Origin of the sequence: Cupriavidus pauculus (genome assembly GCF_008693385.1) — a bacterium.
Lineage (GTDB): Bacteria > Pseudomonadota > Gammaproteobacteria > Burkholderiales > Burkholderiaceae > Cupriavidus > Cupriavidus pauculus_D.
In genome coordinates this window covers 3,351,774-3,376,443 of record NZ_CP044065.1, presented here as the reverse complement: position 1 = coordinate 3,376,443, position 24,670 = coordinate 3,351,774, and the positions used below count along the sequence as shown (strand labels likewise).

Annotated in this window: 20 protein-coding genes, 1 tRNA gene, 1 pseudogene and 2 riboswitches; of the genes and pseudogenes, 14 read left to right on the top strand and 8 right to left on the bottom strand. The window is 65.5% G+C overall.

What is annotated here, in order from left to right; translation table 11 throughout:
• Positions 1-6 precede the first annotated feature (6 nt).
• On the bottom strand, positions 7-357 hold the full coding sequence (locus FOB72_RS15420; RefSeq protein WP_150373414.1) for a BrnA antitoxin family protein: 351 nt from the start codon (positions 355-357) through the stop codon (positions 7-9).
• Positions 358-1,240: 883 nt separating this feature from the next.
• On the opposite strand from FOB72_RS15420, the gene FOB72_RS15410 reads away from it, so the two are divergent.
• Positions 1,241-2,350: a hypothetical protein gene (locus FOB72_RS15410; protein ID WP_150373413.1), complete on the top strand. Its 1,110-nt coding sequence runs from the start codon at positions 1,241-1,243 to the stop codon at positions 2,348-2,350.
• 704 nt (positions 2,351-3,054) lie between these two features.
• Positions 3,055-3,171 (top strand): annotated as a pseudogene (locus FOB72_RS32565) (site-specific integrase); the annotation flags it as partial.
• A 56-nt stretch (positions 3,172-3,227) separates the two neighbouring features.
• Here the strand turns inward: FOB72_RS32565 and FOB72_RS15400 are convergent.
• Positions 3,228-3,303: transfer RNA gene (locus tag FOB72_RS15400), tRNA-Arg, on the bottom strand.
• Positions 3,304-3,650: 347 nt separating this feature from the next.
• On the opposite strand from FOB72_RS15400, the gene FOB72_RS15395 reads away from it, so the two are divergent.
• Positions 3,651-4,535 carry a c-type cytochrome gene (locus FOB72_RS15395; RefSeq protein ID WP_150373412.1) on the top strand — a complete coding sequence of 295 codons (885 nt, stop codon included), beginning with the start codon at positions 3,651-3,653 and terminating at the stop codon, positions 4,533-4,535.
• 158 nt (positions 4,536-4,693) lie between these two features.
• Positions 4,694-5,257: a hypothetical protein gene (locus tag FOB72_RS15390; RefSeq protein WP_223851357.1), complete on the top strand. Its 564-nt coding sequence runs from the start codon at positions 4,694-4,696 to the stop codon at positions 5,255-5,257.
• A gap of 65 nt (positions 5,258-5,322) precedes the next feature.
• Here the strand turns inward: FOB72_RS15390 and hemN are convergent, their stop codons facing one another.
• Entirely contained in the window at positions 5,323-6,786 is a 1,464-nt protein-coding gene (gene hemN / locus FOB72_RS15385) for an oxygen-independent coproporphyrinogen III oxidase (protein ID WP_150373411.1), read from the bottom strand.
• Positions 6,787-6,961: 175 nt separating this feature from the next.
• On the opposite strand from hemN, the gene FOB72_RS15380 reads away from it, so the two are divergent.
• Positions 6,962-8,140: an ABC transporter substrate-binding protein gene (locus FOB72_RS15380; protein WP_150373410.1), complete on the top strand. Its 1,179-nt coding sequence runs from the start codon at positions 6,962-6,964 to the stop codon at positions 8,138-8,140.
• 16 nt (positions 8,141-8,156) lie between these two features.
• Here the strand turns inward: FOB72_RS15380 and FOB72_RS15375 are convergent, their stop codons facing one another.
• The 3 genes from FOB72_RS15375 to FOB72_RS15365 form a co-directional block, all read right to left on the bottom strand.
• Positions 8,157-9,470, bottom strand: coding sequence for an ATP-binding protein (locus FOB72_RS15375; protein ID WP_150373409.1), 1,314 nt, complete (start codon positions 9,468-9,470; stop codon positions 8,157-8,159).
• Between the two features lie 5 nt (positions 9,471-9,475).
• Complete coding sequence (locus tag FOB72_RS15370; protein ID WP_150373408.1) at positions 9,476-10,204, bottom strand: response regulator; 729 nt, start codon at positions 10,202-10,204, stop codon at positions 9,476-9,478.
• 359 nt (positions 10,205-10,563) lie between these two features.
• Positions 10,564-12,660 carry a UvrD-helicase domain-containing protein gene (locus FOB72_RS15365; protein ID WP_150373407.1) on the bottom strand — a complete coding sequence of 699 codons (2,097 nt, stop codon included), beginning with the start codon at positions 12,658-12,660 and terminating at the stop codon, positions 10,564-10,566.
• Between the two features lie 292 nt (positions 12,661-12,952).
• On the opposite strand from FOB72_RS15365, the gene FOB72_RS15360 reads away from it, so the two are divergent.
• From FOB72_RS15360 to FOB72_RS15320, 9 genes are all read left to right on the top strand, one after another.
• The gene (locus FOB72_RS15360; protein ID WP_109585325.1) at positions 12,953-13,177 is read left to right on the top strand and encodes a glycine zipper 2TM domain-containing protein; all 225 of its coding nucleotides are present in this window, start codon (positions 12,953-12,955) and stop codon (positions 13,175-13,177) included.
• A 74-nt stretch (positions 13,178-13,251) separates the two neighbouring features.
• A riboswitch (glycine riboswitch) is annotated at positions 13,252-13,338 on the top strand.
• Positions 13,339-13,358: 20 nt separating this feature from the next.
• Positions 13,359-13,496: riboswitch (glycine riboswitch) on the top strand.
• A gap of 86 nt (positions 13,497-13,582) precedes the next feature.
• Entirely contained in the window at positions 13,583-14,707 is a 1,125-nt protein-coding gene (gene gcvT, locus FOB72_RS15355) for a glycine cleavage system aminomethyltransferase GcvT (RefSeq protein ID WP_150373406.1), read from the top strand.
• A gap of 98 nt (positions 14,708-14,805) precedes the next feature.
• A complete protein-coding gene (gene gcvH / locus FOB72_RS15350; RefSeq protein WP_150373405.1) occupies positions 14,806-15,186 on the top strand; it encodes a glycine cleavage system protein GcvH in 381 nt (126 codons plus the stop codon).
• Between the two features lie 96 nt (positions 15,187-15,282).
• Positions 15,283-18,204 (top strand): aminomethyl-transferring glycine dehydrogenase, encoded by a 2,922-nt coding sequence (gene gcvP, locus FOB72_RS15345; RefSeq protein WP_150373404.1) that lies wholly within the window; start codon positions 15,283-15,285, stop codon positions 18,202-18,204.
• A gap of 102 nt (positions 18,205-18,306) precedes the next feature.
• Positions 18,307-18,831: a DUF421 domain-containing protein gene (locus FOB72_RS15340; protein ID WP_150373403.1), complete on the top strand. Its 525-nt coding sequence runs from the start codon at positions 18,307-18,309 to the stop codon at positions 18,829-18,831.
• A gap of 12 nt (positions 18,832-18,843) precedes the next feature.
• A complete protein-coding gene (locus FOB72_RS15335) occupies positions 18,844-20,220 on the top strand; it encodes an L-serine ammonia-lyase (RefSeq protein ID WP_150373402.1) in 1,377 nt (458 codons plus the stop codon).
• 78 nt (positions 20,221-20,298) lie between these two features.
• Positions 20,299-21,048 (top strand): MBL fold metallo-hydrolase, encoded by a 750-nt coding sequence (locus FOB72_RS15330; protein ID WP_150373401.1) that lies wholly within the window; start codon positions 20,299-20,301, stop codon positions 21,046-21,048.
• A gap of 23 nt (positions 21,049-21,071) precedes the next feature.
• Complete coding sequence (locus FOB72_RS15325) at positions 21,072-21,536, top strand: OsmC family protein (RefSeq protein WP_150373400.1); 465 nt, start codon at positions 21,072-21,074, stop codon at positions 21,534-21,536.
• A 143-nt stretch (positions 21,537-21,679) separates the two neighbouring features.
• Positions 21,680-22,165, top strand: a complete 486-nt coding sequence (locus tag FOB72_RS15320) for a YMGG-like glycine zipper-containing protein (RefSeq protein ID WP_150373399.1) — start codon at positions 21,680-21,682, stop codon at positions 22,163-22,165.
• A gap of 34 nt (positions 22,166-22,199) precedes the next feature.
• On the opposite strand, the gene FOB72_RS15315 is transcribed toward FOB72_RS15320, so the two are convergent.
• Complete coding sequence (locus tag FOB72_RS15315; protein WP_150373398.1) at positions 22,200-23,315, bottom strand: YbdK family carboxylate-amine ligase; 1,116 nt, start codon at positions 23,313-23,315, stop codon at positions 22,200-22,202.
• Complete coding sequence (locus tag FOB72_RS15310; RefSeq protein WP_191002159.1) at positions 23,315-24,538, bottom strand: cation:proton antiporter; 1,224 nt, start codon at positions 24,536-24,538, stop codon at positions 23,315-23,317. Before FOB72_RS15310 ends, FOB72_RS15315 begins: the two co-directional genes overlap by 1 nt.
• Positions 24,539-24,670 lie beyond the last annotated feature (132 nt).

Below are 24,670 nucleotides of genomic sequence, written 5' to 3'. Positions count from 1 at the left end.
TGATGGCTACGTTTGCGGCAACATCTTGTGAGACTTGGCATAGGCGCGAAGGATCTCGTTGATCCGCGTTTGCCAGCCATCGCCGGTAGCCTTAAACGCGTCCACCACGTCGCGGTCGGCACGCATATTGAGCGTGACCTTGCGTTCGTCGGCCGTCAGCGCCGGACGCCCACGGCGCTTCATCAGCGCCGCTGCGTTCGCCTTGCCCACCAGTTGCGGAAGCACTTCACTGGCCGGCCTCAAGCGCGCCAGTTCCTCATCGGTCGACTCGCGCGCGTCGGGGTCCGACGCCGCCGCCCGACGAATGGCTGCGTCCTCCGCATCGGTCACGGGTTTCGGTGTCTTACGCTTGTTCATATCGTCGTACCTCTCGCTGGTTCGCCTTCCGCATGCTGATGGCCCGAAGCGCCTGGCCGCGGATGGCAAAGGCGGCAAGCGTTTTTTGCCAACACAGAAATTGGTTGCGCCCATCGCCGCTCGGATCAGCGCCTGGATGTCAGGGAAGGTCTGCGAGGCCAGTCGTGGACGAAAAGAAGCCCATGGGCTCGGCCGTTGCTGGATGACGTGCAACGGCGTACTGGCATGGGCTGGATGACTCGACTATGCGACGCAGGAAGCACGGTCGCAATCAACGAATCTTTGAATTTGTGCCCGTTTGCTTGCGGAAAACGCAGGGAGGGGCTTACGACAATGCGGGAGAATTCTTGGCGTGCCCGGATGGGATCGAACCAGCAACCCCTGCCTTCGGAGTTCCGGTGATGCACTGAAACGCTCTATAAATCAACGCCTTGTGCAACTTGCGGAACCAAGTCTAATCAAGGTTCATCAAGGCTACCCAAGGCTTTCCTAGGTGCGATTTAGCTACAGTCCGTTCGGACCTAGCCCCTTCCGCACGTCTGCGGGCAAATCCCAGCCTCACCTACCCTATCCGTTACGCCGCCGGCATCCCTCCGCTTGGGCGCCCTTGAGCCCGCCCCGCTAGCCCGCGATCGATCACTCTATTTCCGCCTGCCGCGGGCGCTCTCCTCCAGGCGCGCCTCCCTCATCAATTCGCGGCATAGCGCTCCGATCACAATGATCACCGCCCGTGGCCGCCGACGCGCGATCCTTGTGGCACTTTCGCCAGCGCGCCAATTGCTTGCAGAGGTACAACAAAGTACATTTGCGGCACCTTGCTGCAGGACGTTGTTTTGTCGTCTTGCCAGCTTCTTCTTTTGAGCTCCTTGAGAGAAAAACATCGATGGCTAACGACGACAAAGCGGGGCACGCAGTCCCGGCAGCGGCCCCGGCAACGAAGGACGGTGAGGTCCTCACATGGAAGAAAAGCGCGGTCATGAAGATTGCTCGTGCCTTCGCCTACCATATCCCACTGTATCTGATCGTCATTACTTTGCTCTTCATTGCAATGCCGAAAGCGGTTTCCAATTCGCTGATTTCCGCTCTTACCGGTATCCCCGTTGCCGACGTTGCCAAATCGGAAAAGCTAGACAATATCCCTTCAAGTGGGAAAGTGGCCACCGCCGAGAATGGCATTAAGAGCCCGGCGGATCCTTCCGAAAACAGAACAATCGTAGATGTCGCGAAGCTCGCGCTTGATGGATCGAAGGATAAGTACGATTCGATCAAGGATATGTACGACAAGCTTTTTTCCGTCATAGCGGCTATGGCCGCCTTAATCGCCTTCTTGGGCTTCAAAGGTGTGGATTCGTTTTTCGCGGCCAAGCAGAAGGCTGACGACACCGTCGCCAGAGCGGAGGAAGCTCAACGAAAGGCCGAGCAATCCCTGTCAGAGGTTCAGGACTTCATCAAGCGTCGATATCCGGCCGACAATCGGGCGGAGCTTAACGTAGTTACCGGCATGGTTATGCGGCACATTGCTGATGCTTACAAGGCCATTCTTGATCAATGCAAGCCAGGTCACAAATTCGAAGAGGATAAGGTCTTTCTCGAATGTCTAGATAAAGCAATCTATTATCTAAACGCTGTGGATAGCCGGGAAGCAGTGGATGATATGGTTTTGAAACGTGCGATTATAACCAAGGGCAATATTTATCGACGCATGGGTCAACTGGAGGTTGCCATCAGGTTGCTCGAAGAATTGCAGCAAAAGTACGATATTGTTGACGAAGTGGCGGTTTATAATATCGCCTGTTATTCTTGCTTGGTTGCCAAAAAATTCGCGGATGCTGGCAATTCGGTGCAGGCTGACAAATTTATTTTGAAGTCGCTGGATAATCTACGCTTTGCAATAAAAATGAGCGAAGAAAGCAAGAATGAAGCGAGAATCGATGCAGATTTGGCGTGGTTCAGGGACACCAAGAATCACAGCTACCTAGCAATGCTGGAATAAAAAAAGCCCACCTGATGGTGGGCTTTTTTCACGAAGGGGCGCGCTTAGGCCTTAGGCAGGCGCTCCGCCTTCGGCAGACGTTCAAAGTATTGTGTCATAGCGGTCTCTCCTGGTTGGGACGAAAATTCAAACCTTTGCTGTACACGCTCCACTCAGAGACGCGCACTCCTGAAATCTGATCCTGCTTGCCTGCCAGAGTTCCAACTCATCCGACAGGCTACGGGTCAAGCCTACGATACGGTTCAAACGATGTCCAATAGATTTCGTTTGTCAACACCTTTAGGAGGGCTTCCCGCAGGGCTTCGCAGTCTAGCACGCTTGCATTGGGTCCTGTCGTCTTATATGTGCCACACAAGAAGCTCTTACGGCACATTTCCAACCAACTTTACCTGAATTCGCGCCCTATCTCCCGCAAGTGACGCCCTCCGGGGGGCCCGACAGCCGAGACATCGCAATTGGGTGCGTATTCTGGCACAGAACCTTGCAGGGCGTCGGGGCGCCGCTTTCCACAGACTCTGCGCAGTCGCGCACATATCTGGCTGGCGCCGTAAGGGCATCTAGGAGGGCCTCGGCGACGAAGGTGGCAGTGCGGTCCCCCACGCTTCTGGGGCTCTTCGCCCAGACCTTTCGTCTCCCGGCAAATATGCCCACGCGACGGCGTGGCGCTCATAGTTTCGATGCCGCGTGTGCGCTTTAATCGAGCCGGCGGCTGGAGAACGATGGAAATGGTGCAGCGGTATGCGCACCTGTCGGCGGATCACCTGACGCAGTGGGTGATGCCACCGACGGAGATGCCAGCATCGAAGGTAAGTGCACTCTAGGTGCAGTCGCCCTTCGCGGCGGTAGCGGGCAAATGGGGGAAACCCTTATGGGGGATTGGCGCGCCCGGCTGGGATCGAACCAGCAACCCCTGCCTTCGGAGGGCAGTACTCTATCCATTGAGCTACGGGCGCGTTGGGGTGACGACTTTGGCTGCGGGCGAATGCCGCCGCCGGAAAGTCGCATAGGATACAGCGTTTGCGATCCCGCGTCCATGCGGGGGACGCCGGAGAGGGAAGTCCGGAGGTCTCGCAGCCGCCGCTTTTGGCCCCCACGCACCGGGGTTGGGCTTATAATCCTTGGCTATTTGCGTCGATTCGTGGCTCTTGCGTTGCCTTTTCAGGCGGTGCTTGCCCCGAGCGTGACCCGGGACAGTCCGATGGCGCAGATGGCGACAGAATCCACCCCCGACAAAGGGCCATATAAAGCAAGCCGTTAAACGCGAGCTGCACCAGGTTTCCTGCAAAATCGAGAGTTCTGTATGAGTGACGACGTCCATAACGACCATCACGAGTCTCCCATCAAGACGCCCAAGCAGTTGATCGCTGTGGTGATTGCTGCCTTCCTGATCCCGATCATTGTCATCATCCTGCTGGTCAACTTCGTAGGCCACGGTTCCCTCGAAGGGGCCGGATCGACGCAGACGGCGGAAGCGGTCAACGACCGGATCAAGCCGATCGCCTCTCTCGAAATCAAGGATCCGAACGCGCCGCGCGTCTTCAAGACGGGCGAGCAGGTCTACAAGGAAGTCTGCGCCGCGTGCCACGCGACCGGTGCGGCCGGCGCGCCCAAGTACGGTACCGCCGGGGACTGGACCGCGCGGATCGGACAGGGCTTCAATGGCCTGCTGAACTCGGTGCTGCACGGCAAGGGCGCCATGCCCGCGCGCGCCGGCACCACGCCTGACGACTACACCGACTACGAACTCGGCCGCGCCGTGGTCTACATGGCCGACGCCGGCGGTGCCAAGTTCCCCGAGCCGCCCGCGCCGGCACCGGCCGCCGCCGCGCCCGCGCAGGCCGAGGCCTCGGCGCCGGCCGCACCCGCTGCCGCTGCGGCCCCTGCACCTGCCGCACCCGCAGCTGCCGCCCCTGCCCCAGCTGCCGCCGCTCCGGCCGCAGCGTCGGCCGAGGTCGGCAAGAAGGTCTACGACCAGGTTTGCGCCGCCTGCCACGCCGCCGGTGTCGCCGGCGCGCCGAAGTTCGGCGACAAGGCGGCCTGGGCCCCGCGTATCGCGGAAGGGATGGACGCCATCCACAACTACGCGCTGAAGGGCAAAGGCGTGATGCCGCCGAAGGGTGGCTACGGCGGCCCGGACGCCGACGTGATCGCAGCCTCGAACTACATGGTCAACGCCGCGAAGTGACAGAGTTGTTTGGGATCAAACAGTGATCTGAATTCGGATTGTTGCCATTGTTGGTTCCCTCGCCAAGGAAGACAGTGACGCTCGTATCGAGTCGAGCACTGATTCTCAAAAAGGCCCGCAACTGCGGGCCTTTTTCTTTGGACGAGGTGAAGAGGCACATGCCGCTATTCGAGGGTATCGAGGGTGAGATTCGTGCTCATCTCAAGCACATCGCAGAAGGCGTCCGCCTCAGGCCGATGCTCATCGGCCAACTGACAGCCGCACAACATGACGCCATCAATGTCGCCAGGACCGCGCACGGACTCCCTGGCCTCGAACTACCCGAGATCGTCTTTCTTGGGCGGCATTTGCATCAGAGCCGGATCGTGAGAGATGGCTACACCATCGACGATGTGATAGCTCAAATGACAAGCGCGCTGGCCGAGTCCGCCGTCGTCCATGCATCGAGCAAGATGACTACCGTTCGGAGTATCGTTGTACGCGTGGATCGCTACGGAAGCGCAGTGCGGGACATGGCAATCCTGGAGTTGACGGCACGGAAGCCGAGAGCCGAGTTGTACTCGGTCATTCCGAAAGGCGATGTCAGTCCGGCAAGGCAAGCCGAAGCCCCTCCCGCATGCCAGAAAAAGGAAAGGCCGCTCGAAAGCGGCCTGGAATCTGAAGGGTACGCTCGCTCGGGTAACGAACAACTATCCGACGCCCCAGCGGACCCAACGGCTTGATGATAAGCGAGCGGAGATCGGTTTGCAAACTCGTCGTTCTCTGAATTCTCTACTCATCGCCCTCCTCACACCACCCGCGAATACCGCAGCGGCACCGGTTCCGCCTCCCTCAGATAACGGTCGAACACCATCGCGATGCGGCGAACCAGCAGTCGGCCGAGTTCTGTGACGTCGATGCGGGTCGGGTCGCGGCGTACCAGGCCCTGCGTGGCCAGTTCGTCCAGGTCACGGAGTTCGGGGGCGAAAGACTGTGCGAAATCGATAGCGAAGCGTGCCTCGATCTGCGCGATATCGAGCCTGCCGTTGCACATCAGCTCGCCGATGACCGTCTTGCGCAGATGGTCGTCCGCGGACATCTCGAAGCCACGCGACACGGGCAGGCGGTCCGCGTCGAGCGCCGTGTAGTAGTCGTCGAGCGTCCGGTAGTTCTGGACATAGCGTCCCGCCACCGACCCGATCGCGGACACGCCGAAGCCGAGCTGGTCGTAGCCCGCATGCGTCGCATAGCCCTGAAAATTCCGTTGCAGCCGGCCGTCGCGCTGGGCACGCGCGAGGTCGTCGTCGGGCAGCGCGAAATGGTCCATGCCGATATAGACGTACCCCTCCGCCGTCAGCCGTTCGATCGTCGAGACGAGGATGTCGAGCTTTTCGGCCGGCGCCGGCAGCGCGGCTGTGTCGATCCGGCGTTGCGGTTTGAACACGTGCGGCAGATGCGCGTAGCTGTAGACCGAGATGCGGTTCGGCAGCAGTACCAGTACGCGATCGAGCGTTTCCTGGAACCGCGCCGTCGTCTGGTGCGGCAGCCCGTAGATCAGGTCCATGCTGACCGAGCGGAAACCGAGCCGGCGCGCCGCGAACACCGCGTCGCGCGTCTGCGCGAACGGCTGCACGCGGTGAATGGCCTGCTGGACCTCGGGATGGAAGTCCTGCACGCCGAGGCTGATGCGATTGAAGCCGAGATCGCGCAGCCGCGACATGCGCGCGTCATCGACGGTGCGCGGGTCGATCTCGATCGCATGTTCGCCCTCGGGCAGCAGATCGAAATGCGCATCGAGAGCCGCCATCACGCGTTCCATCTCGCCGGGATCGAGAAAGGTCGGCGTGCCGCCGCCCCAGTGCGACTGCATGACGGGGCGCCGCGTGCCGAGCCGCTGCGCGACGAGCACCATCTCGCGCACGAGATAGTCGACGTACCGGCTGCTGCGGCCATGATCGCGCGTGACGATCTTGTTGCAGCCGCAGTAGTAGCAAACGTTGTCGCAGAACGGGACATGGAGGTAGAGCGACAGCGGCGCCGAAGCGTCCCGCGCGCAATCGTCGAGCGCGTCGAGATAGCCGGCCTCCGGAAATCCCGCATGGAAACGATCGGCCGTCGGATACGACGTATAGCGCGGCCCGTTGCCATCGATGCGTCCGGCCAGCGCGCGGAAGTCGGCGAGCGCATCGCGATCGAAGCGCGTGACGGCCGCAGGCGGCGATTGGGAGGCGTAGGAAAAGGGAAAGAGAAACGGAAAGTCGGGGCCTGACATGGCGCATACAGAGATGGGGCGATGTTCGAGATCGTATTCCCACGAATTTCCGCACGCGTTGATCGGTATCAAGTCGACGGCAACGAAGTTATCCACAGGCCGGGCGTCACAACGCAGACACGAACGCTGGCTACGCTCCGCCCTTCGTGAGCCACCCGTGCTACCTGAGCCCGCCATGCGTCCATCGCCCGCACCGTCCGCGCAGCATGCGCTCCCCGTGTCCGTTGCCCGCCGGCGAACGCTATCGGCACTGGCCGCGCTCGGCGCGGGCTGGGTATGGCCGTCGTATGCGCAGACCGCCAGTCCCGCGACCATCGGGCGACGACAACTCGTGGTCGTGCATCTGGTCGACCGCGCGGGGACGCAGGCCGATCTTGCCCGCGATTACCTCGCGGGCGCCAAGGTGCTGTTCGATGCGTCGAATGCGGCAAACGGTGCCGTGAACGGCGGCATCCATATCGCCCATATCGTGCGCGACGCCGATCCCGATCCCCGCAATGCGCTGCGGCAGGCCGTGGCGCTCGTCGATAACGAGCGCGCCGACGTGCTGTTCGGCCCCGGCGACGGCCTGCTGCCGGCGCTCGTGCAGTCGACGGACCTCACGCGCCGCGGCGTGCAGATCGTTGCGCCGCTGTCCGGCCTGGCCCTGCCCGCGGACAACGTCTGGTACACGCGGTCCGACTACGAGTCCGAACTCGATGTCGCGGTGAAGCAGCTGCGCAGCTACGGCCTGTCGGGTATCGCGCTCGCCGTCGCGCCGGACTTCGCGGCCGGCACGCTGCGCAAGGGGACGCCGTGGCTCGCGCGGATGGAGCAGGACATGTCGACGCGCGCGTTCGAACTGACGGGCGACGTCACGGAAAGCGCGCGGCAGATCGCGGCGCGCAAGCCCGGTGCCGTGCTGATTGCCGGCGATACGCTCGCGTACGGCAACCTCGGCCGCGCGCTGGCCGCGCAGGGCTGGTTCGGCTTTCTGGTGGGATTGTCATCGGTCAGTCCGGCATCGGCGCGCGAGATTCTTGGCGCGCGCTATGCGGGCGGCATCGTGCTCACGCAGGTGGCGCCGGGCCCGCAGGCGTCGACGCTGCGCGTGGTGAAGGAACACGTGGCACGGATGAAGCAGTACCTCGACGAACCGCCTTCGCCCGCGACGCTGGCCGGATACATCGGCGCGGCATGGCTCGCGCGCGCAGCGGCGGGTACGCGCGCACCGGGGGCGCCGGAGTTGCGGCGCGCGATGCAGTCACGGATCGACGTCGGGGATTTTCTGCTCGATTTCACGCGCGGCGCGCGCGGGTCGCAGTACGTGCAGCTGGCGGTCATCGGCAAGGACGGCGCCCCGCAGCGGGCCTAGCCATCCCTCCTCGGGCTCAGTCTCTCGGCAGCACGATGCGCACGCGCAGGCCGCCTTCCAGACGGTTCGACAACTCGAGCTCGCCGCCATGGCGCGCCACGATATCGGCCGCGATCGCGAGGCCCATGCCCACGCCGCCCGTCGCGCGGCTGCGCGACGACTCCACGCGGTAGAACGGCTCGAGCACGCGTTGCAGTTCGGCGGGCGGAATACCCGGCCCGCTGTCGCATACATCGATCACGACGCGCTCGGCACTGTCCGACAGCACGATCTGCGCGGCACCGCCATAACGATGCGCGTTCTCGACGAGGTTCACGACCGCGCGCCGCAATTCCGCGGGGTACGCATGCATCGGCTGCGCGCTGCCGATCAGCGCCACGTCCTGCCCGATCTCCTGCGCATCGTCGACGATGGCCTGCAGCAGCGCCTGCACATCGACACGCTGGCGCGGGCCCGTGGCATCGTCGCGCTCGCGCAGGTAATACAGCGTGGCGTCGATCAGCCCGTTCATCTCGGCGAGGTCCTGTCGCAGCCGGTAGCGCACGTCATTGCTTTCGATGCGTTCGATGCGGAGGCTCATGCGCGTGAGCGGCGTCCGCAGGTCGTGCGACACCGCTGCAAGAAACCGCGACTGCTGCGCGAGCTGCGTGCGGATGCGCTGCTGCATCAGGTTCAGTGCATGCGTGGCGGCACGCGCTTCGGCCGGGCCCGTATGCTCGTCCAGCGGCGGCGCGTGGACGTCCTGCGCAAGACGCCCGGCCCCGCGCGCGAGCTGCTGGACCGGACGCGCGAGCAGCCGCGCGCCGACCCACGAGGCGATGAGGATCGCGGCGAGCTGGAACACCATGCCGAGATGCGGCGGCCACAGGCCGTGCAACGGACCGCCCGGCGGCGGACCGCCACGCATGCCGCCCTGTTCCGGCTTGAACCCCGGACCGAAGCGATTGTCGTGCAGGCTGCGCAGCGGCGGCCCGTAGTAATCGTCGTCGTCGATATCGCCGTCACCGTCGGTATCGGCGCGTTGCAGCAACCCTTGCGGCGCGGTGCCCATGCCGCCCATGCCCGCCATCGCGTCCGACGCCGCGCGGCGCATCTGTTGCGCATGCCGGTCGGAACCCGGGCGCGGAAACAATCCTTCGATGACGGTGACGCCAAGCACATGCACGGCCAGCATGATCGCGGCCATGACGAAGAACAGCCGCACGAACATCGAGTCGTGGCGCCGGTCGTGCCAGACGCTTTCGGTGCTCGATTCGCTGCGCGATTCCGCGCGCGCGACTGCCATGCCCGCGGGCGGCACGTCGGTCGACGGCGGCATCGACTCGGCCATACGCGTCAATGTTCCACGCTGCCGGTGAACACGTACCCCTCGCCACGCACGGTGCGGATCAGCGCGGAGTCGCGCGGATCGTCGCGCAGCTTCTGGCGCAGGCGCGAGACGAGCAGATCGATGCTGCGATCGAACACGTCGAGGTCGCGCCCGCGGGCCTGGTTGATCAGCACCTCGCGGTCCAGCACACGGTTCGGATGTTCGATAAAGGTCAGCAGCAGGCGAAACTCGGCGTTCGAGAGCGGCACGATCGTGTCTTCCTCGTCGACGAGCTGGCGCAGCGTCGTGTTGAGCCGCCAGTTGGCAAAGCGCAGTTCGTGCCCCGCGGCCACGGCGGCGCGCTTGTTGTCCGCGCGGCTGCGGCGCAGCACCGTGTGGATGCGCGCGACGAGCTCGCGCATCTCGAACGGCTTGGTCACATAGTCGTCGGCACCGACTTCGAGGCCCACGACGCGGTCGGCAAGTTCCGCGCGCGCCGTCAGCATGATCACGGGCGTGTCGCCCTGGTCGCGCAGCTCGCGGCACAGCGTCAGGCCATTCTCGCCGTGCAGCGAGAGGTCGAGGATGACGAGGTCGTAGCTGTTCTGGCTCATCGCCGACCGCATCGCCGCGCCCCCTTCGGCGCCGTCCGCCTCCATGCCGAAGGTCGCTAGATATTCGGCAAGCATGGAGCGAATCTGGGGATCGTCATCGACGATCAGCAAGCGGATGGGAAGCGAGGGCGAAAGATCCATGGCAACTCGATAAGGCAGGGCAGCTGCGGGCGCACCGCGGCGCGGCGCCGAAGCGCAAATCACTGTACCAGCTTGCCCGTGGCCTGCCGAGGCCGATTTGTATCGGTATTGGTACGTGATGTATGCGCCATGCCCGGCGCAAGGCAGACGGCGACCCGGAAAAAAACGCTCCCGGTGCTGCCGCGCCGGGAGCGTCCAACAGGGAAGAAGCCAGGCTCGCATGCCTGGCCACACCGCAACCGAAGGGCGAGCGCGGTGTGACGCATGACGCCGAGACGTCTCGCGTTCCGCCATGCTAGGGGCGCCCGCGCGGGCGGTCTTGTCCGGCTTGTATCAGTTGTATTGCAGCCCCGCCGACATCAGCCCGCGGCCGGCTTGCCGGCATTGCCGAGCAGCGCCTTCAGGCCGGCGAGGCGGTCCTTGGGGCTCATCGCCGGCGTCTCGTCCTTCGGCGCGGGGGCGTCTTCGAGCTTCATCTCGGCGATAAAGCGCGACGGTTCGCACGAGTAGGTTTCCCGCGCGCGCTTGCGCTTCTTGCACCAGCTGATCTGCAGGCTGCGCTGCGCGCGCGTGATGCCCACATACATGAGGCGGCGCTCTTCCTCGATCTTCTCGTCGCTCATGTCCTCGTCCTCGCGCGCATGGGGGAGGATGCCCTCTTCCACGCCGACCAGGAACACGTGCGGATACTCGAGGCCCTTGGACGCATGCAGCGTGGAAAGCCGCACCGCATCGGGATCTTCCTCGCGGCCCTCGAGCATAGTCATCAGCGCCACGGTCTGCGTGAGCTCGAGCAGGTTCTTGCCCTCGTCGCCAAAGCCGTCGGCATTGTCGAAGCCCGTCGCTTCCGCGCCGTCGGCCGGCTCGGGCCGCGTGCCCTTGCGCTTGAGCCAGTCGAGGAATTCGAGCGTATTGGTCCACCGCGACTGCGCCTGCCGCTCGTCGAACGTGTCGTACAGGTACGCCTCGTAGTGGATGCCCTCCATGAGGTCGTCGAGCACGACGGTCGCGGGATCCTTGCCGGCGCGGTCCGCCAGCCGGACCATCGATTCGCAGAACACGCGCAGCGGTTCCAGCTGGCGCGGCTGCAGCTTGCCCTCGATACCGCCCATCATCGCGGCCTCGAACAGCGAGACCTTGGCCTGTCCCGCGAATGTGCCCAGCACCTCGAGCGTGGTCGTGCCGATGCCGCGGCGCGGCGTGGTGATCGCGCGGATGAACGCGGGATCGTCGTCGGGGTTGGCAATCAGCCGCAGGTACGCGCAGATGTCCTTGATCTCGGCCTTGTCGAAGAAGCTCTGGCCGCCGGACAGCACGTACGGAATGCGTTCGCGACGCAGGATCTGCTCGAACAGCCGCGCCTGATGGTTGCCGCGGTAGAGGATCGCGTAATCGCGGAACTGCGCGCGCCGCTCGAACTTGTGCGCGGAAAGCCGGAACACGACGGACTCGGCCTCGTGCTCCTCGTCGTTCATCCCATGCACGGCGATGGGATCGCCCATGCCGTGCTCGCTCCAGAGCTTCTTGTCGAACAGCTTGGGATTGTTCGCGATGACCGCGTTGGCGGCCTCGAGAATGCGCACGGTCGACCGGTAGTTCTGCTCGAGCTTGACGACCTTCAGGTCCGGATAGTCGGTCTGCAGCAGGCGCAGGTTGTCGAGCGTGGCGCCGCGCCAGCCATAGATGGCCTGATCGTCGTCGCCCACGGCGGTGAACGCCGGCGCGCGCAGGTGCGAGCCGCCGGCCAGCTGCTTGAGCAGCTGGTACTGGCAGGCGTTGGTGTCCTGGTACTCGTCGACGAGAAAATAGCGCAGCCGGTTCTGCCACTTGAGGCGTACCGCCTCGTCGCGCGCGAACAGTTCGGCCGGTAACCGGATCAGGTCGTCGAAGTCGACCGCCTGATAGGCATGCAGCGTGGCCACGTAATTGCGATAGACGAGCGCGGCCTGATGTTCGTCGCCGTTGGCGGCCTGCGCGATCGCGGTCTCGGGATCGACCATGCCGTTCTTCCACAGCGAGATCGTGCCCTGCACGCTACGGATGAGCTTCTTGTCCGTGGTGGCCAGCTGCTCCTGCACGAGGCCGAAGCAGTCGTCCGAATCCATGATCGAGAACTGCGGCTTCAGGCCCAGATGCTCGGCCTCCATGCGGAGGATCTGCACGCCAAGCGAGTGGAACGTACACACCGTGAGCTGCTTGAGCGGAATGCGCTTGCCCTCGCGCGTGGTCTTGCCCTCCATCAGCTTGGCAATGCGCTCCTGCATTTCCTTCGCCGCCTTGTTCGTGAACGTCACGGCGGCGATATGGCGCGGCTCGAAGCCCTTGTCCTCGATCAGGTGGGCGATCTTCTGCGTGATCACGCGCGTCTTGCCGGAGCCCGCCCCCGCCAGCACGAGGCATGGCCCGTCCAGGTAGCGGACGGCTTCGGATTGCGCGGCGTTGAGTCCGTGGGTCATGGGGGTGGAGATCGGGAGAGATTCTGGGCGGGGTTCAGCCGGCAGCGGCGTGGCCCGAAAGGCACGCACGGTCCACCGTGCGAAAGCGGTCGATGGTAGCACGCAGATCCCGGCGGGTCCGTCACCCCGCGCGAGCGCCGGTCGAGGTGTTTCACCGGGGTAACACTTGGTAAGGGTCCGTAAGCCCCCGCAACTCGCGGCACGAATGTTGCCTCTTAGTGTCATGGCACGCGAGGTCAGCCGATTCGGAACGCCGTGCCACCCATAACTCAACACCACATGGAGGGCCATCATGACTACCTTGAACAAACTCTCGCGCGTCGCGTTGATCGGCTTGACCGTCAGCCTGTTCGCGGGCTGCGCGGACTGGTCGCCGAAGCAGCGGAATACCGCGATCGGCGCGGGCGTGGGCGCGGCCGGCGGTGCCGTGCTGACCAACGGCAGCGCGCTGGGTACGCTCGGCGGCGCGGCGGTGGGCGGCGTCGTGGGTAATGTGATTACCAACGACCGGAAGTAATTACACGCGGCATACGCGGGAGGGAATCGGGGCGCGGGCCGTTGACACCGCTCCGGCCCTCCCGTACATTCACGCGCATCCGTCCGGGAGAGCGCGCAGATCTGCGCCGCCGAAGGGGTATCACCCGAAAACTCTCAGGCACCAAGGACCGGGCGGATCGGTACAACTATGCACAGCGTTGCTACCGAACTCTGGAGAGCGACACCCGTCATTGCTTTCATGCATGATGAGCGTGTCCACCGAAGGGGCGCACGAAGCGGAGCGTGAACGACGCGCAGCGTTTCGTAATCTCTCAGGTATCGAGGACAGAGGGGTCATCCGTCGCGACGGGCATCGTGGTCAATACCACGGCGCCTCGCGACGGATGGCCCCTTTTTTGTTTTCGCGACCGAAGGAAAGCCCTCCATGACGCTCCAGGCCACGCCCCTCAACGCCATCCACCGCGCCCTCGGCGCCCGCATGGTCGACTTCGGCGGCTGGGACATGCCGGTCAGCTACGGCTCCCAGATCGAGGAGCACAATGCCGTGCGCACCGACGCCGGCATGTTCGACGTTTCCCATATGTGCGTGGTCGACCTGGCCGGCGCCAACACGCGCGCGTTCCTGCGCGGCCTGCTGGCCAACAACGTCGACAAGCTCCAGACGCCGGGCAAGGCGCTCTACTCCTGCATGCTCGACGACAAGGGCGGCGTCATCGACGACCTGATCGTCTATTTCTTTGCCGAAGATCACTTCCGCCTCGTGGTCAACGCGAGCACGGCCCTCGGCGACATCGAATGGATCCGCGCGCGCAACGCCGCCACCGGCAGCGGTGTCACCATCACGCCCCGCCGCGGCGATGTGGCGCCCGCCGGCACGGACGCGCTTGCGATCGTCGCCGTACAGGGCCCGAACGCACGCGCCCGCGTCTACGCGGCCTTCCCGTCGACCCAGCCGGCCGACGCGCTCAAGCCGTTCAACGCCGTCGTCGTGCAGGATCCCGCCGTCGGCGAACTGATGGTCGCCCGCACCGGTTACACCGGCGAAGACGGTTTCGAACTGGTGGTGCCCGCCGAGAACGTGGCCGGCATCTGGGAGAAGCTGCACGCCGCGGGCGTCCGCCCGGCCGGGCTGGGCGCGCGCGACACGCTGCGCCTCGAGGCCGGCATGAACCTGTACGGCCAGGACATGGACATCGAGACCTCGCCGCTGGACGCCGGCCTCGCCTGGACCGTCGATCTGCAGAGCGAACGCGATTTCACGGGCAAGGCGGCGCTCGTCGCCAACGGCCAGCAGCGTAACTTCCTCGGCCTGATCCTGCGCGACAAGGGCGTGCTCCGCGCGCACCAGAAGGTCGTCACCGCCTCCGGCGACGGCGAGATCACGAGCGGGACGTTCAGCCCCTCGCTGTCGCTGTCTGTCGCATTCGCACGGTTGCCGAAGGACATTGCACCCGGCGCCGAGGTGCAGGTGGAGATTCGCGACCGCAAACTGACTGCAACTGTGGTTAAACTGCCGTTTGTGCGCAATGGCAAGGCACTCGTGAGCTGACGCTCGCAACCACGGTCGCCCAACAACACGATGGACCGCCGGCAGGCATGGCCGCCCGCCGGCACCCCAACCCCGATATCTGCATCCGGAGAACCCTCATGAACTTCCCCGCCGACCTCAAGTACACCGAGTCGCACGAGTGGGTACGCGTCGAAGCCGACGGCACCCTGACCATCGGCATTACCGACCACGCGCAGGACGCGCTGGGCGACATCGTCTTCCTGGAACTGCCCGAGGTCGGCCGCACGGTCGGTGCCGGCGACGCGCTGGCCGTCGTGGAATCGGTGAAGGCCGCTTCCGACATCTACGCGCCGGTGGCCGGTGAAGTCATCGCCGTGAACGAGGCCGCAACGGCCGCTCCGGAAAGCGTCAACGCCAACGCGTTCGACGCGTGGCTGTTCAAGCTGAAGCCGGCCAACGGCGACGACGTGAACGGCCTGATGAACGTGGACGCCTACAAGGCCAGCGTCGGCGCCTGAGCCGACATCGCTTCCCGCTGAGCCGGCGGGAAGCTGCCCCCCGATGTACCCGGCGCACCGGCCGACCACCGGTGCCGCCACAACGAGATCCTTGCCATGAACGCCCCGCTGCCCACGAACGCTGCCGCGCAATCCCGGCCCAAGCTGGCCGAACTGGAGGCGCGCGACGCCTTCGCCGCCCGTCATATCGGCCCCGACTCCGCCGAACAGCGCCATATGCTGAAGGTGCTCGGTTACGAGAGCCGCGCCGCGCTGATCGATGCCGTGATCCCGGCCGCCATCCGCCGCCGCGACGGCATGCCGCTCGGTGAATTCACCGCACCGCTGACCGAGGAAGCCGCGCTGGCAAAGCTGCGCGGGCTGGCGTCGAAGAACAAGGTGTTCAAGAGCTTCATCGGCCAGGGTTACTACAACACGCTCACGCCGGGCGTGGTGCTGCGCAATATCTTCGAGAACCCCGCCTGGTACACCGCGTACACGCCGTACCAGCCCGAGATCTCGCAGGGCCGCCTCGAGGCGATGCTGAACTTCCAGCAGATGATCACGGACCTGACCGGCCTGGACATCGCGAACGCGTCGATGCTCGATGAAGGCACCGCCGCCGCGGAAGCCATGACGCTGCTCCAGCGCGTGAACAAGCATGCATCGAACACGTTCTACGTAGCCGACGACGTGCTCCCGCAAACGCTGGAAGTGGTACGCACGCGCGCACTGCCGCTCGGTATCGAGATCAAGGTCGGCCCCGCGGCCGACGCGGCCGGCGCCGATGCCTTCGGCGTGCTGCTGCAGTACCCGGGCGTGAACGGCGACGTGGCCGACTACCGCGCGATCGCGGACGCGGTGCACGCGGCCGGCGGTCTCGTGGTGGCCGCCGCCGACCTGCTCGCGCTGACGCTGATCGTGGCACCCGGCGAATGGGGCGCGGACGTCGCGGTGGGCAACTCGCAGCGCTTCGGTGTGCCGCTCGGCTTCGGCGGTCCCCACGCGGGCTACATGGCCGTCAAGGATGCGTTCAAGCGCTCGATGCCGGGCCGCCTCGTCGGCGTGACCGTCGACGCGCAGGGCAACAAGGCCTACCGCCTCGCGCTGCAGACGCGCGAACAGCATATCCGCCGCGAGAAGGCGACCTCGAACATCTGTACCGCGCAGGTGCTGCTGGCCGTGATGGCCTCGATGTACGCGGTCTACCACGGTCCGCAGGGCCTGCAGCGCATCGCGCAGCGCGTGCACCGCCTGACGGCCACGCTGGCCGCCGGCCTGCAGGCGCTGGGCCACACGCCGCTGAACGCGACCTTCTTCGACACGCTGACGTTCGAGACCGGCTTCAACACCGAAGCGATCCACGCGGCCGCCACCTCGCACGGCATCAACCTGCGCCACGCGGGCGGCACGCGCATCGGCGTCTCGCTCGACGAGACCGCCACGCGCGCGGACGTGGTCACGCTCTGGGAAATCTTCGCGCACGGCAAGCCGCTGCCCGACTTCGACGCCATCGAAGCCACGGTCGGCGACGGTTTCCCGACCGCGCTGGCGCGCCAGAGCGCGTACCTGACGCACCCCGTGTTCAACACGCACCATGCCGAGCACGAGATGCTGCGCTACCTGCGCATGCTGGCGGACAAGGACCTCGCGCTGGACCGCACGATGATCCCGCTCGGTTCGTGCACGATGAAGCTGAATGCCACCAGCGAGATGATCCCGGTGACGTGGCCCGAGTTCAGCCGCATCCATCCGTTCGCGCCGCTCGACCAGACCGTGGGTTACCGCGAGATGATCGACCAGCTGGAAGCCATGCTGTGCGCGGCCACCGGCTACGCGGCCGTGAGCCTGCAGCCGAACGCAGGCTCGCAGGGCGAGTACGCGGGCCTGCTGATCATCCAGAAGTACCATGCAAGCCGCGGCGAAGGCCATCGCAACATCTGCCTGATTCCGTCGTCCGCGCACGGCACCAACCCCGCTTCCGCGCAGATGGCCGGCATGCAGGTGGTGGTCGTGGCCTGCGACGACAACGGCAACGTCGACCTCGCGGACCTCGCGAAGAAGGCGGAGCAGCACAGCGCCAACTTGGCCGCGATCATGATCACGTACCCGTCGACGCACGGCGTGTTCGAAGCGGGCGTTCAGGAAATCTGCGAAATCGTGCATCGCCACGGCGGCCAGGTCTACGTGGACGGCGCCAACATGAACGCCATGGTGGGCACGGCCGCGCCGGGCCACTTCGGCGGCGACGTCTCGCACCTGAACCTGCACAAGACGTTCTGCATTCCGCACGGCGGCGGCGGCCCGGGCGTGGGTCCGGTTGCCGTGGGCGCGCACCTCGCGGACTTCCTGCCGAATCAGGACAGCGTCGGCTACCGCCGCGACGAGAACGGCATCGGCGGTGTCTCCGCCGCGCCGTTCGGCTCCGCGAGCATCCTGCCCATTTCGTGGATGTATATCGCGATGATGGGCTCGGCCGGCCTGACGGCCGCCACCGAGAACGCGATTCTCACGGCCAACTATGTCGCCCGCCGCCTGGCGCCGCACTTCCCGGTGCTGTACACGGGCCAGCACGGCCTGGTCGCGCACGAGTGCATTCTCGACCTGCGTCCGCTGCAGAAGGAAACGGGCATCACCAACGAGGATGTGGCCAAGCGCCTGATGGACTACGGTTTCCACGCGCCGACGATGAGCTTCCCGGTGCCGGGCACGCTGATGATCGAGCCGACCGAGAGCGAAGCGCTGCACGAGCTCGACCGCTTCGTCGACGCGATGATCGCCATTCGCGCCGAGATCGCGCGCGTGGCCGACGGCTCGTTCGACCGCGAGGACAACCCGCTCCGCCACGCACCGCACACCGCGGCCGTGATTACCGCGAACGAATGGACGCACGCGTACACGCGCGAGGAAGCCGCCTACCCGGTGGCGTCGCTGCGCACGCAGAAGTACTGGCCGCCGGTCGGCCGTGCCGACAATGTGTACGGCGACCGCAACCTGTTCTGCTCGTGCGTGCCGATGAGCGAGTACGCGCAGGACTGAGGGGGCGTTGTCAGGCGGCGCCGGACACCCACCGGTGCTGCCAACGCGCTATGCTCGGAGCGCGCCCACGATCGCGGCGCGTTCTGAGCGGAGACCTCTTTCATGTGGCATCTCGAAGCGCCCTGGTGGGAATTCGTACTGCGCGGCCTGATCGTCTACGGCGCGCTGCTTATCCTCATGCGGCTGTGCGGCAAGCGGCAGACCGGCCAGCTCACGCCATTCGATCTGGTCCTGCTGCTGATCATCTCCAACGCCGTGCAGAACGCGATGAACGCCGGCGACAATTCGGTGGCCGCGGGGCTGATCCTGGCCCTGACACTGTTCGGCGCCGATGCGGCGCTGGGCTACTTCACCTGGCGCAACCGGCGAATCGAATCGCTCGTGGATGGCAAGCCGCAGATCCTGATTCATGACGGCAAGATCAGCGACGCCGTGATGCGGCGCGAGCGCATCAGCTCGCACGAGTTGCAGAAGATCCTGCGCCGCGCGGGCTGCGAACGCCTCGAGCAGGTGCGCTTCGCGATTCTCGAGACCGACGGCACCGTCAGCGTGATGCGGCACGAGGAATCGCCCTCGAACGAGCGAAAGCTGGACGCCCTGTGGCGCGATCCCGGCACATCGCAGTAATGGAGACATACCGTGGCTGTCAGCGTTTTCGATCTGTTCAAGGTGGGCATCGGCCCGTCGAGCTCGCATACCGTGGGCCCGATGCGCGCCGCGCTGATGTTCGCGCAGGGGCTGGAGCGCGATGGCCTGCTGCCCCAGGTGGCCGCCGTGCGCGTGGAACTCTACGGCTCGCTCGGCGCCACCGGCAAGGGCCACGGCACCGACAAGGGCGTGATGCTCGGCCTCATGGGTGAGGCGCCCGATACCATCGACCCCGATACCATCGACGCGAAGCTCGGCGTGGTGCGCCAGTCGCGCACGATGACGCTGCTGGGCAAGCATGCGGTGCCCTTCGTCGAACGCGAGCACATTGCGTTCTACCGGCGCGAAGCAATGGCCGAGCACCCCAACGGCATGAAGTTCCACGCGTTCGATGCCACCGGCGCCTCGCTGCGCGAGGCGCGCTACCTGTCGGTGGGCGGCGGCTTCGTCGTGACCGCGGGCGCGCCGAACACGCAGGTCCTGGCCGCGGCGCGGCAATTGCCGCACCCGTTCACGACCGGGCGCGCGATGCTCGACATGGCCCGCGAGAGCGGCAAGTCCATCGCGCGGCTGATGCTCGAGAACGAACTCACGTGGCGGACGGAGGCGGAGGTCACGGACGGCCTGCTCCATATCTGGGACGTGATGCAGCGATGCGTCGCGCGCGGCTGCCGCACCGAGGGCGAGCTGCCCGGCCCGTTCAAGGTCCGCCGGCGCGCGCCCGAGCTGTATCGCAACCTGACGGAGCGCGCGGAGCGCACGCTGTCCGATCCGCTCTCGGTGATGGACTGGGTCAACCTGTATGCGATGGCCGTCAACGAAGAGAATGCGGCGGGCGGTCGCGTCGTGACGGCGCCGACCAACGGCGCGGCGGGCATCATTCCGGCCGTGCTGCATTACTACGATCGCTTCGTACCTGGCGCCAACCGCGCGGGCGTGGTCGACTTTCTGCTGACGGCGGGTGCGATCGGCCTGCTCTACAAGCTCAACGCCTCGATCTCGGGGGCCGAGGTCGGCTGCCAGGGCGAGGTCGGCGTGGCGTGCTCGATGGCCGCGGGCGCGCTGGCGGCCGTGCTCGGCGGCACGCCCGAGCACGTGGAGAATGCCGCGGAGATCGGCATGGAGCACAACCTCGGCCTGACCTGCGATCCCGTCGGCGGCCTCGTGCAGATTCCGTGCATCGAGCGCAATGCGATGGCCTCGGTCAAGGCTGTCAATGCCGCGCGCATGGCGCTGCGCGGCGATGGCACGCACTACGTATCGCTCGACTCGGTCATCAAGACCATGCGCGAGACGGGCGCGGACATGAAGACGAAGTACAAGGAAACCGCGCGCGGCGGACTCGCCGTGAATATCGTGGAGTGCTGATCGGCACGGCGCGGGCTTGCGGCCGGCGGGCGCGCGCGTATGATCCTGTTGCGCCCCTCTAACAAGAATGCCACGGCCATGCAGACCTTCCACCAGTTGTTCGACGACGTCTCGTCGACCTTCACCTACCTGCTCATCGACCGCGATACGCGCGAGGCACTGCTGATCGACCCCGTCGACCGGCAGCTCGACCGCGACATGGCCCTGCTCGCCGCCGAGGGCGCGCGGCTCGCATGGGTCGTGGAAACGCACGCGCACGCGGACCACATCACATCGGCCGGCCACGTCGCGCAGCAGACCGGCGCGCACACCGCCGCGCCGTCGGGCTGCGATATCAAGCCGGCGCAGAAACAGCTGATCGATGGCGATACGCTGACTTTCGGCAACCAGGTCCTGCGCGCCATGCACACTCCCGGGCACACGGCCGGCAGCATGAGCTACCTGTGGGACGAACCGGTGCCGGAAGGCACGGTGCGCCGCGTGTTCACCGGCGATGCGCTGCTGATCGACGGGTGCGGCCGCACCGACTTCCAGTCCGGCGATGCGGGCACGCTCTACGACAGCCTGACGCAGAAGCTGTTCCGCCTGCCCGACGACACGCAGGTCTATCCCGCGCACGACTACAAGGGCCGCACGTCGTCGTCGATCGCGCAGGAACGCGCGCATAACAGCCGCGTGGCGGGACGCTCGCGCGACGAGTTCATCGCGATGATGCGCACGCTCGACCTGCCGCGTCCCAAACTGATCGATATCGCCGTCCCGGCCAACCAGCAGCTGGGCCTGCATGGCCGCGAGCGCGACGGCGAACGCGTGCCGCACGGCGCCTGATTTCAACTGCAAGGGGGAACGACATGTCCGAATACACGACCGAGGTGCTGTGGGAGCGGGGCGAGCAGGATTTCCTCGACAAGCGCTATAGCCGCCGCCATCTGATCCGCTTCGACGGCGGCCTCGAGATCCCCGGCTCCTCTTCGCCGCGCGTGGTGCCCGTGCCGCTGTCCGATGCATCGGCCGTGGATCCCGAAGAGGCGTTCGTGGCGTCGCTATCGACCTGCCATATGCTCTGGTTTCTGGGGCTCGCGGCGAAGGCGGGATTCCGCGTCGATCGCTATGTGGACAAGGCCGTCGGCGTGATGGAAAAGAATCCCGAAGGCCGCATCGCGATGACGGTGATCACGCTGCGCCCCGACGTGGCGTTCTCGGGCGAACGCGTTCCCACGCGCGAAGACCTCGACCGGCTCCATCACGCGGCACACGACGCGTGCTATATCGCGAACTCGGTGAAGTCGGAAGTGCGCTGCGAGCCTGTCTACTGAAGCCTGAACGCGCACGACTGCCATCGCAGAAAACCGCGCTTATATCGCGCTCGGCGCGCGCGATTTTATTCAATTGACGTGCCCCCGGGCCGCTGCAAATACTGGCGGCAAGCGCGCGATGTGGATCGCGCCGGGGAGTGGCCATGACATCCATCAGCATCTTATCCACAGGCGTCGCCGGCGCGGCCGCGCTCGCGCTCGGCCTCGCCGGCATGGCGCACGCGCAGGGCAAGCCCGTTGCGTATCCGGCCAAGGGGCAGTCGGCCGAACAGCAGGCCAGCGACGACGACGCCTGCATCGGCTGGGCGAAACGGCAGACGGGTGTCGATCCGGCGCAGCTTGCCGCCGCGCCGCCCCCCGCGCAGGCGCCCTCGGGGCAACGTGTGCGCGGCGCGGCCGGAGGCGCGGCCATGGGTGCGGTGGCGGGCGCGATCGGTGGCGACGCCGGCAAGGGCGCCGCGGCGGGCGCGGCGGTCGGCACGATGGCCGGCGGCATGCAGCATCGGCAGCAGCGCCGCGAAACCGAGGCACAGAACGCGCAGGTATCGGCCGGCAACCAGCAGGCGATCAGCGCCTACTGGCAGGCCTGGCGCGCGTGCATGAGCGGCAAGGGCTACACCTTGCAGTAAGGGAGCGCCGTACCGCGATATCCGCGCGGAAGCCTTACGCTTCCCAGCGTTCGCATGTCAGCCGTACCGTGTCGCGCAGGCTGTGCGCCTCCGCATCGGCCGCGCGTACCCAGCTCGCATCCCCATCGCGCCGTTCGGCGAGCGCGCGGATATTGGCGAGTGCGTCGAGCGACCCCAATGCCTCCGCGTGCGGCACCAGTGCATCGCAGATGGAAATGATGTGGTCCGCGATCGGCATGCGCGTGAGTTCGTTCGGATGGACGTATTCGCCATCGAGACCGAACCGGCACGCCTGGAAGCGGTTGAACGTGTAGACGAGGTAGTCGTCTTCCTGCGGCATGAACGGGCGCGACAGCAGCAGATAGCGCGACAGCGCCTGAATATAGGCCGCGATATCGCACGCGCGCGTCACCGTCAGCGGCGTGTCCATGACGCGGACTTCGATGGTGCCGAATTCGGGCTTGGGACGGATATCCCAGTAGAAGTCCTTCATGCTCTCGATCACGCCGGTCTTGCGCATCTTCTCGAAGTACGCGGCAAAACCATCCCACGTGAGCACGTGCGGCGCGCGACCGCTCATCGGGAACGCGGCCACCGAATTCAGGCGCGCCGACGCGAAGCCGGTATCCACACCCTGCACGTACGGCGACGACGCGGCCAGCGCGATGAAGTGCGGCACGTAGCGGCCGATTGCATGCAGCAGGAACAGCGACTCGTCCGCACTGGGACAACCGATATGCACGTGCTGGCCGAATACCGTGAACTGCTTGGCCAGATAGCCATAGAGTTCGGAGATGTACTGGTAGCGCGGCGAGTCGGAGATCGTGCGGTCCGACCATTGCTGGAACGGATGGGTGCCGCCGCCGCAGATGCCGAGATTCAGCGACTTCGACGCGGTGCTCATGAGGTCGCGCATCGTGGTCAGTTCGTCGAGCGCCTGCGCGTAGTCGCGGCAGATGCCCGTGCTGATCTCGATCATCGACGGACTGATCTCGGGCTTGATATCGCCGGCATGCTGGGCGCCCTTGAGCGCGCGCAGCAGATCGGGCGCGAAGGGCGCGAGGTCATAGTCGTGACGATTGACGAGCTGCAGCTCGAGCTCGACGCCGAAGGTCAGCGCCTCGGAATGCTTGAACGGTTCGAGCGACATCAGCGCCCTCCTCCATTGCTGCGGACCTCGCCCGCATAGCGCAGGGCCCAGGCCGTGATGAGCGGGCTCACCAGTTGTTCGATCGCGAGCGCGCAGAGGATGATCGACGCCAGCGGGCCACCCGTGCTCGGGTAGAGCCGCGCGATATCGCTCATCAACAGGTACGCGAGGCCGGACATCGGCGTGAGCGCGAGGCCGAGCGCCATGCACTGGCGCAGGCTCAGCCCCGAGAACGATCCGAGCGACACCACGCCGATCAGCTTGGCCACATGCCGCATTACCACGAGCACCAGCGCCAGCATACCGCCGACGACCCAGTCATGGGCGGTGAGCGGCAGGCCCAGCGAGACGACCATGACGATGATCAGCAGGCTGCCCGCGCTGCCGAAGTGCGTCGGCCAGACATGCGGCTGGCGGTCCTGATGCTTGAACACGATGCCCGCGAGCAGCAGCGTGAGCGGCATCGACAGCTTGAGCACGCGCGTCAGCGCCAGCGTGAACAGCACGAGCCCCACAAGCACGAGAAAACTGTAGTGATCGTCCGCGGACATGCGGGTATAGATCGCGTGGCCCACCTTCCCCACGACCCATGCGAGCAGGCACGAGCCCACGAGCAGATAGAGCGGATGGAGCAGCGCGGCGCCGATATTGCCGTATTCGGAGTGGAGCCAGCCCGTGGCGACCTGGACGATCGCGGCGGCATAGATACTGTTGAGCGCCGCCATCGCCATCAGCCGCTCGGTCACCTGCCCCTCGGCGCGCAACTCGTTCTTGAGCTGGAGCACGATGGTCGGCGATGTGCTCACGGCGATACCGCCGGCGAGGATCGCGACGCCGGGCGACGCGCCCAGCCATTGCAGCACGAACGCCACGAGGCCCCAGGTCAGCAGGCTTTCGGCCGCGCTCGTAAACAACAGCCACCGGTTGGCGCGCAGCCACGACAGCGAGAGCCGGTGCCCGAGCTCGAACAGCGCAAGCGCGAGCGCCATGTCGATGAGCACGCGCGTCTGCGCGATCATGTTGTCGTCGACGATGCTGCGTCCCAGCGTACCCGCGAACAGCCCCACCACCGCGTACCCGACGATGCGCGGAAAGCCCAGCCAGCGCCGCCCGAGTTCGCCGGCGAGTCCCGCGCCGATCAGCGCGAGCCCGACCCAGAACAGGCCGCTCGGGGCCAGGGGCAGCGTGGGAAAAAGTTGACTCAGTCCATTCATGGGCGACATGGTAACGGAAGCACTTCAAATTGCTTGTCGGGGTTTGTCCGACAGTGTTTGCATTCCGCACGCATATCGCGTGAACAGCAAGTAAAAAGCACCATCGTCGCCGATGGTGCTTTTTGTAGTTTTTTCAGGTCA

Excerpts from the sequence above, each read along its gene's own strand:
- hemN (WP_150373411.1), bottom strand. The coding sequence starts at position 6,786 with ATGTCAGGCCCCGACTTTCCGTTTCTCTTTCCCTTTTCCTACGCCTCC.
- FOB72_RS15375 (WP_150373409.1), bottom strand. The coding sequence starts at position 9,470 with ATGGCCGAGTCGATGCCGCCGTCGACCGACGTGCCGCCCGCGGGCATG.
- gcvH (WP_150373405.1), top strand. The coding sequence starts at position 14,806 with ATGAACTTCCCCGCCGACCTCAAGTACACCGAGTCGCACGAGTGGGTA.
- gcvT (WP_150373406.1), top strand. The coding sequence starts at position 13,583 with ATGACGCTCCAGGCCACGCCCCTCAACGCCATCCACCGCGCCCTCGGC.
- FOB72_RS15390 (WP_223851357.1), top strand. The coding sequence starts at position 4,694 with ATGCCGCTATTCGAGGGTATCGAGGGTGAGATTCGTGCTCATCTCAAG.
- FOB72_RS15360 (WP_109585325.1), top strand. The coding sequence starts at position 12,953 with ATGACTACCTTGAACAAACTCTCGCGCGTCGCGTTGATCGGCTTGACC.
- FOB72_RS15340 (WP_150373403.1), top strand. The coding sequence starts at position 18,307 with ATGTGGCATCTCGAAGCGCCCTGGTGGGAATTCGTACTGCGCGGCCTG.
- FOB72_RS15395 (WP_150373412.1), top strand. The coding sequence starts at position 3,651 with ATGAGTGACGACGTCCATAACGACCATCACGAGTCTCCCATCAAGACG.
- FOB72_RS15320 (WP_150373399.1), top strand. The coding sequence starts at position 21,680 with ATGACATCCATCAGCATCTTATCCACAGGCGTCGCCGGCGCGGCCGCG.
- FOB72_RS15365 (WP_150373407.1), bottom strand. The coding sequence starts at position 12,660 with ATGACCCACGGACTCAACGCCGCGCAATCCGAAGCCGTCCGCTACCTG.
- FOB72_RS15330 (WP_150373401.1), top strand. The coding sequence starts at position 20,299 with ATGCAGACCTTCCACCAGTTGTTCGACGACGTCTCGTCGACCTTCACC.
- FOB72_RS15380 (WP_150373410.1), top strand. The coding sequence starts at position 6,962 with ATGCGTCCATCGCCCGCACCGTCCGCGCAGCATGCGCTCCCCGTGTCC.
- FOB72_RS15315 (WP_150373398.1), bottom strand. The coding sequence starts at position 23,315 with ATGTCGCTCGAACCGTTCAAGCATTCCGAGGCGCTGACCTTCGGCGTC.
- FOB72_RS15370 (WP_150373408.1), bottom strand. The coding sequence starts at position 10,204 with ATGGATCTTTCGCCCTCGCTTCCCATCCGCTTGCTGATCGTCGATGAC.
- FOB72_RS15325 (WP_150373400.1), top strand. The coding sequence starts at position 21,072 with ATGTCCGAATACACGACCGAGGTGCTGTGGGAGCGGGGCGAGCAGGAT.
- FOB72_RS15310 (WP_191002159.1), bottom strand. The coding sequence starts at position 24,538 with ATGTCGCCCATGAATGGACTGAGTCAACTTTTTCCCACGCTGCCCCTG.
- FOB72_RS15420 (WP_150373414.1), bottom strand. The coding sequence starts at position 357 with ATGAACAAGCGTAAGACACCGAAACCCGTGACCGATGCGGAGGACGCA.
- gcvP (WP_150373404.1), top strand. The coding sequence starts at position 15,283 with ATGAACGCCCCGCTGCCCACGAACGCTGCCGCGCAATCCCGGCCCAAG.
- FOB72_RS15410 (WP_150373413.1), top strand. The coding sequence starts at position 1,241 with ATGGCTAACGACGACAAAGCGGGGCACGCAGTCCCGGCAGCGGCCCCG.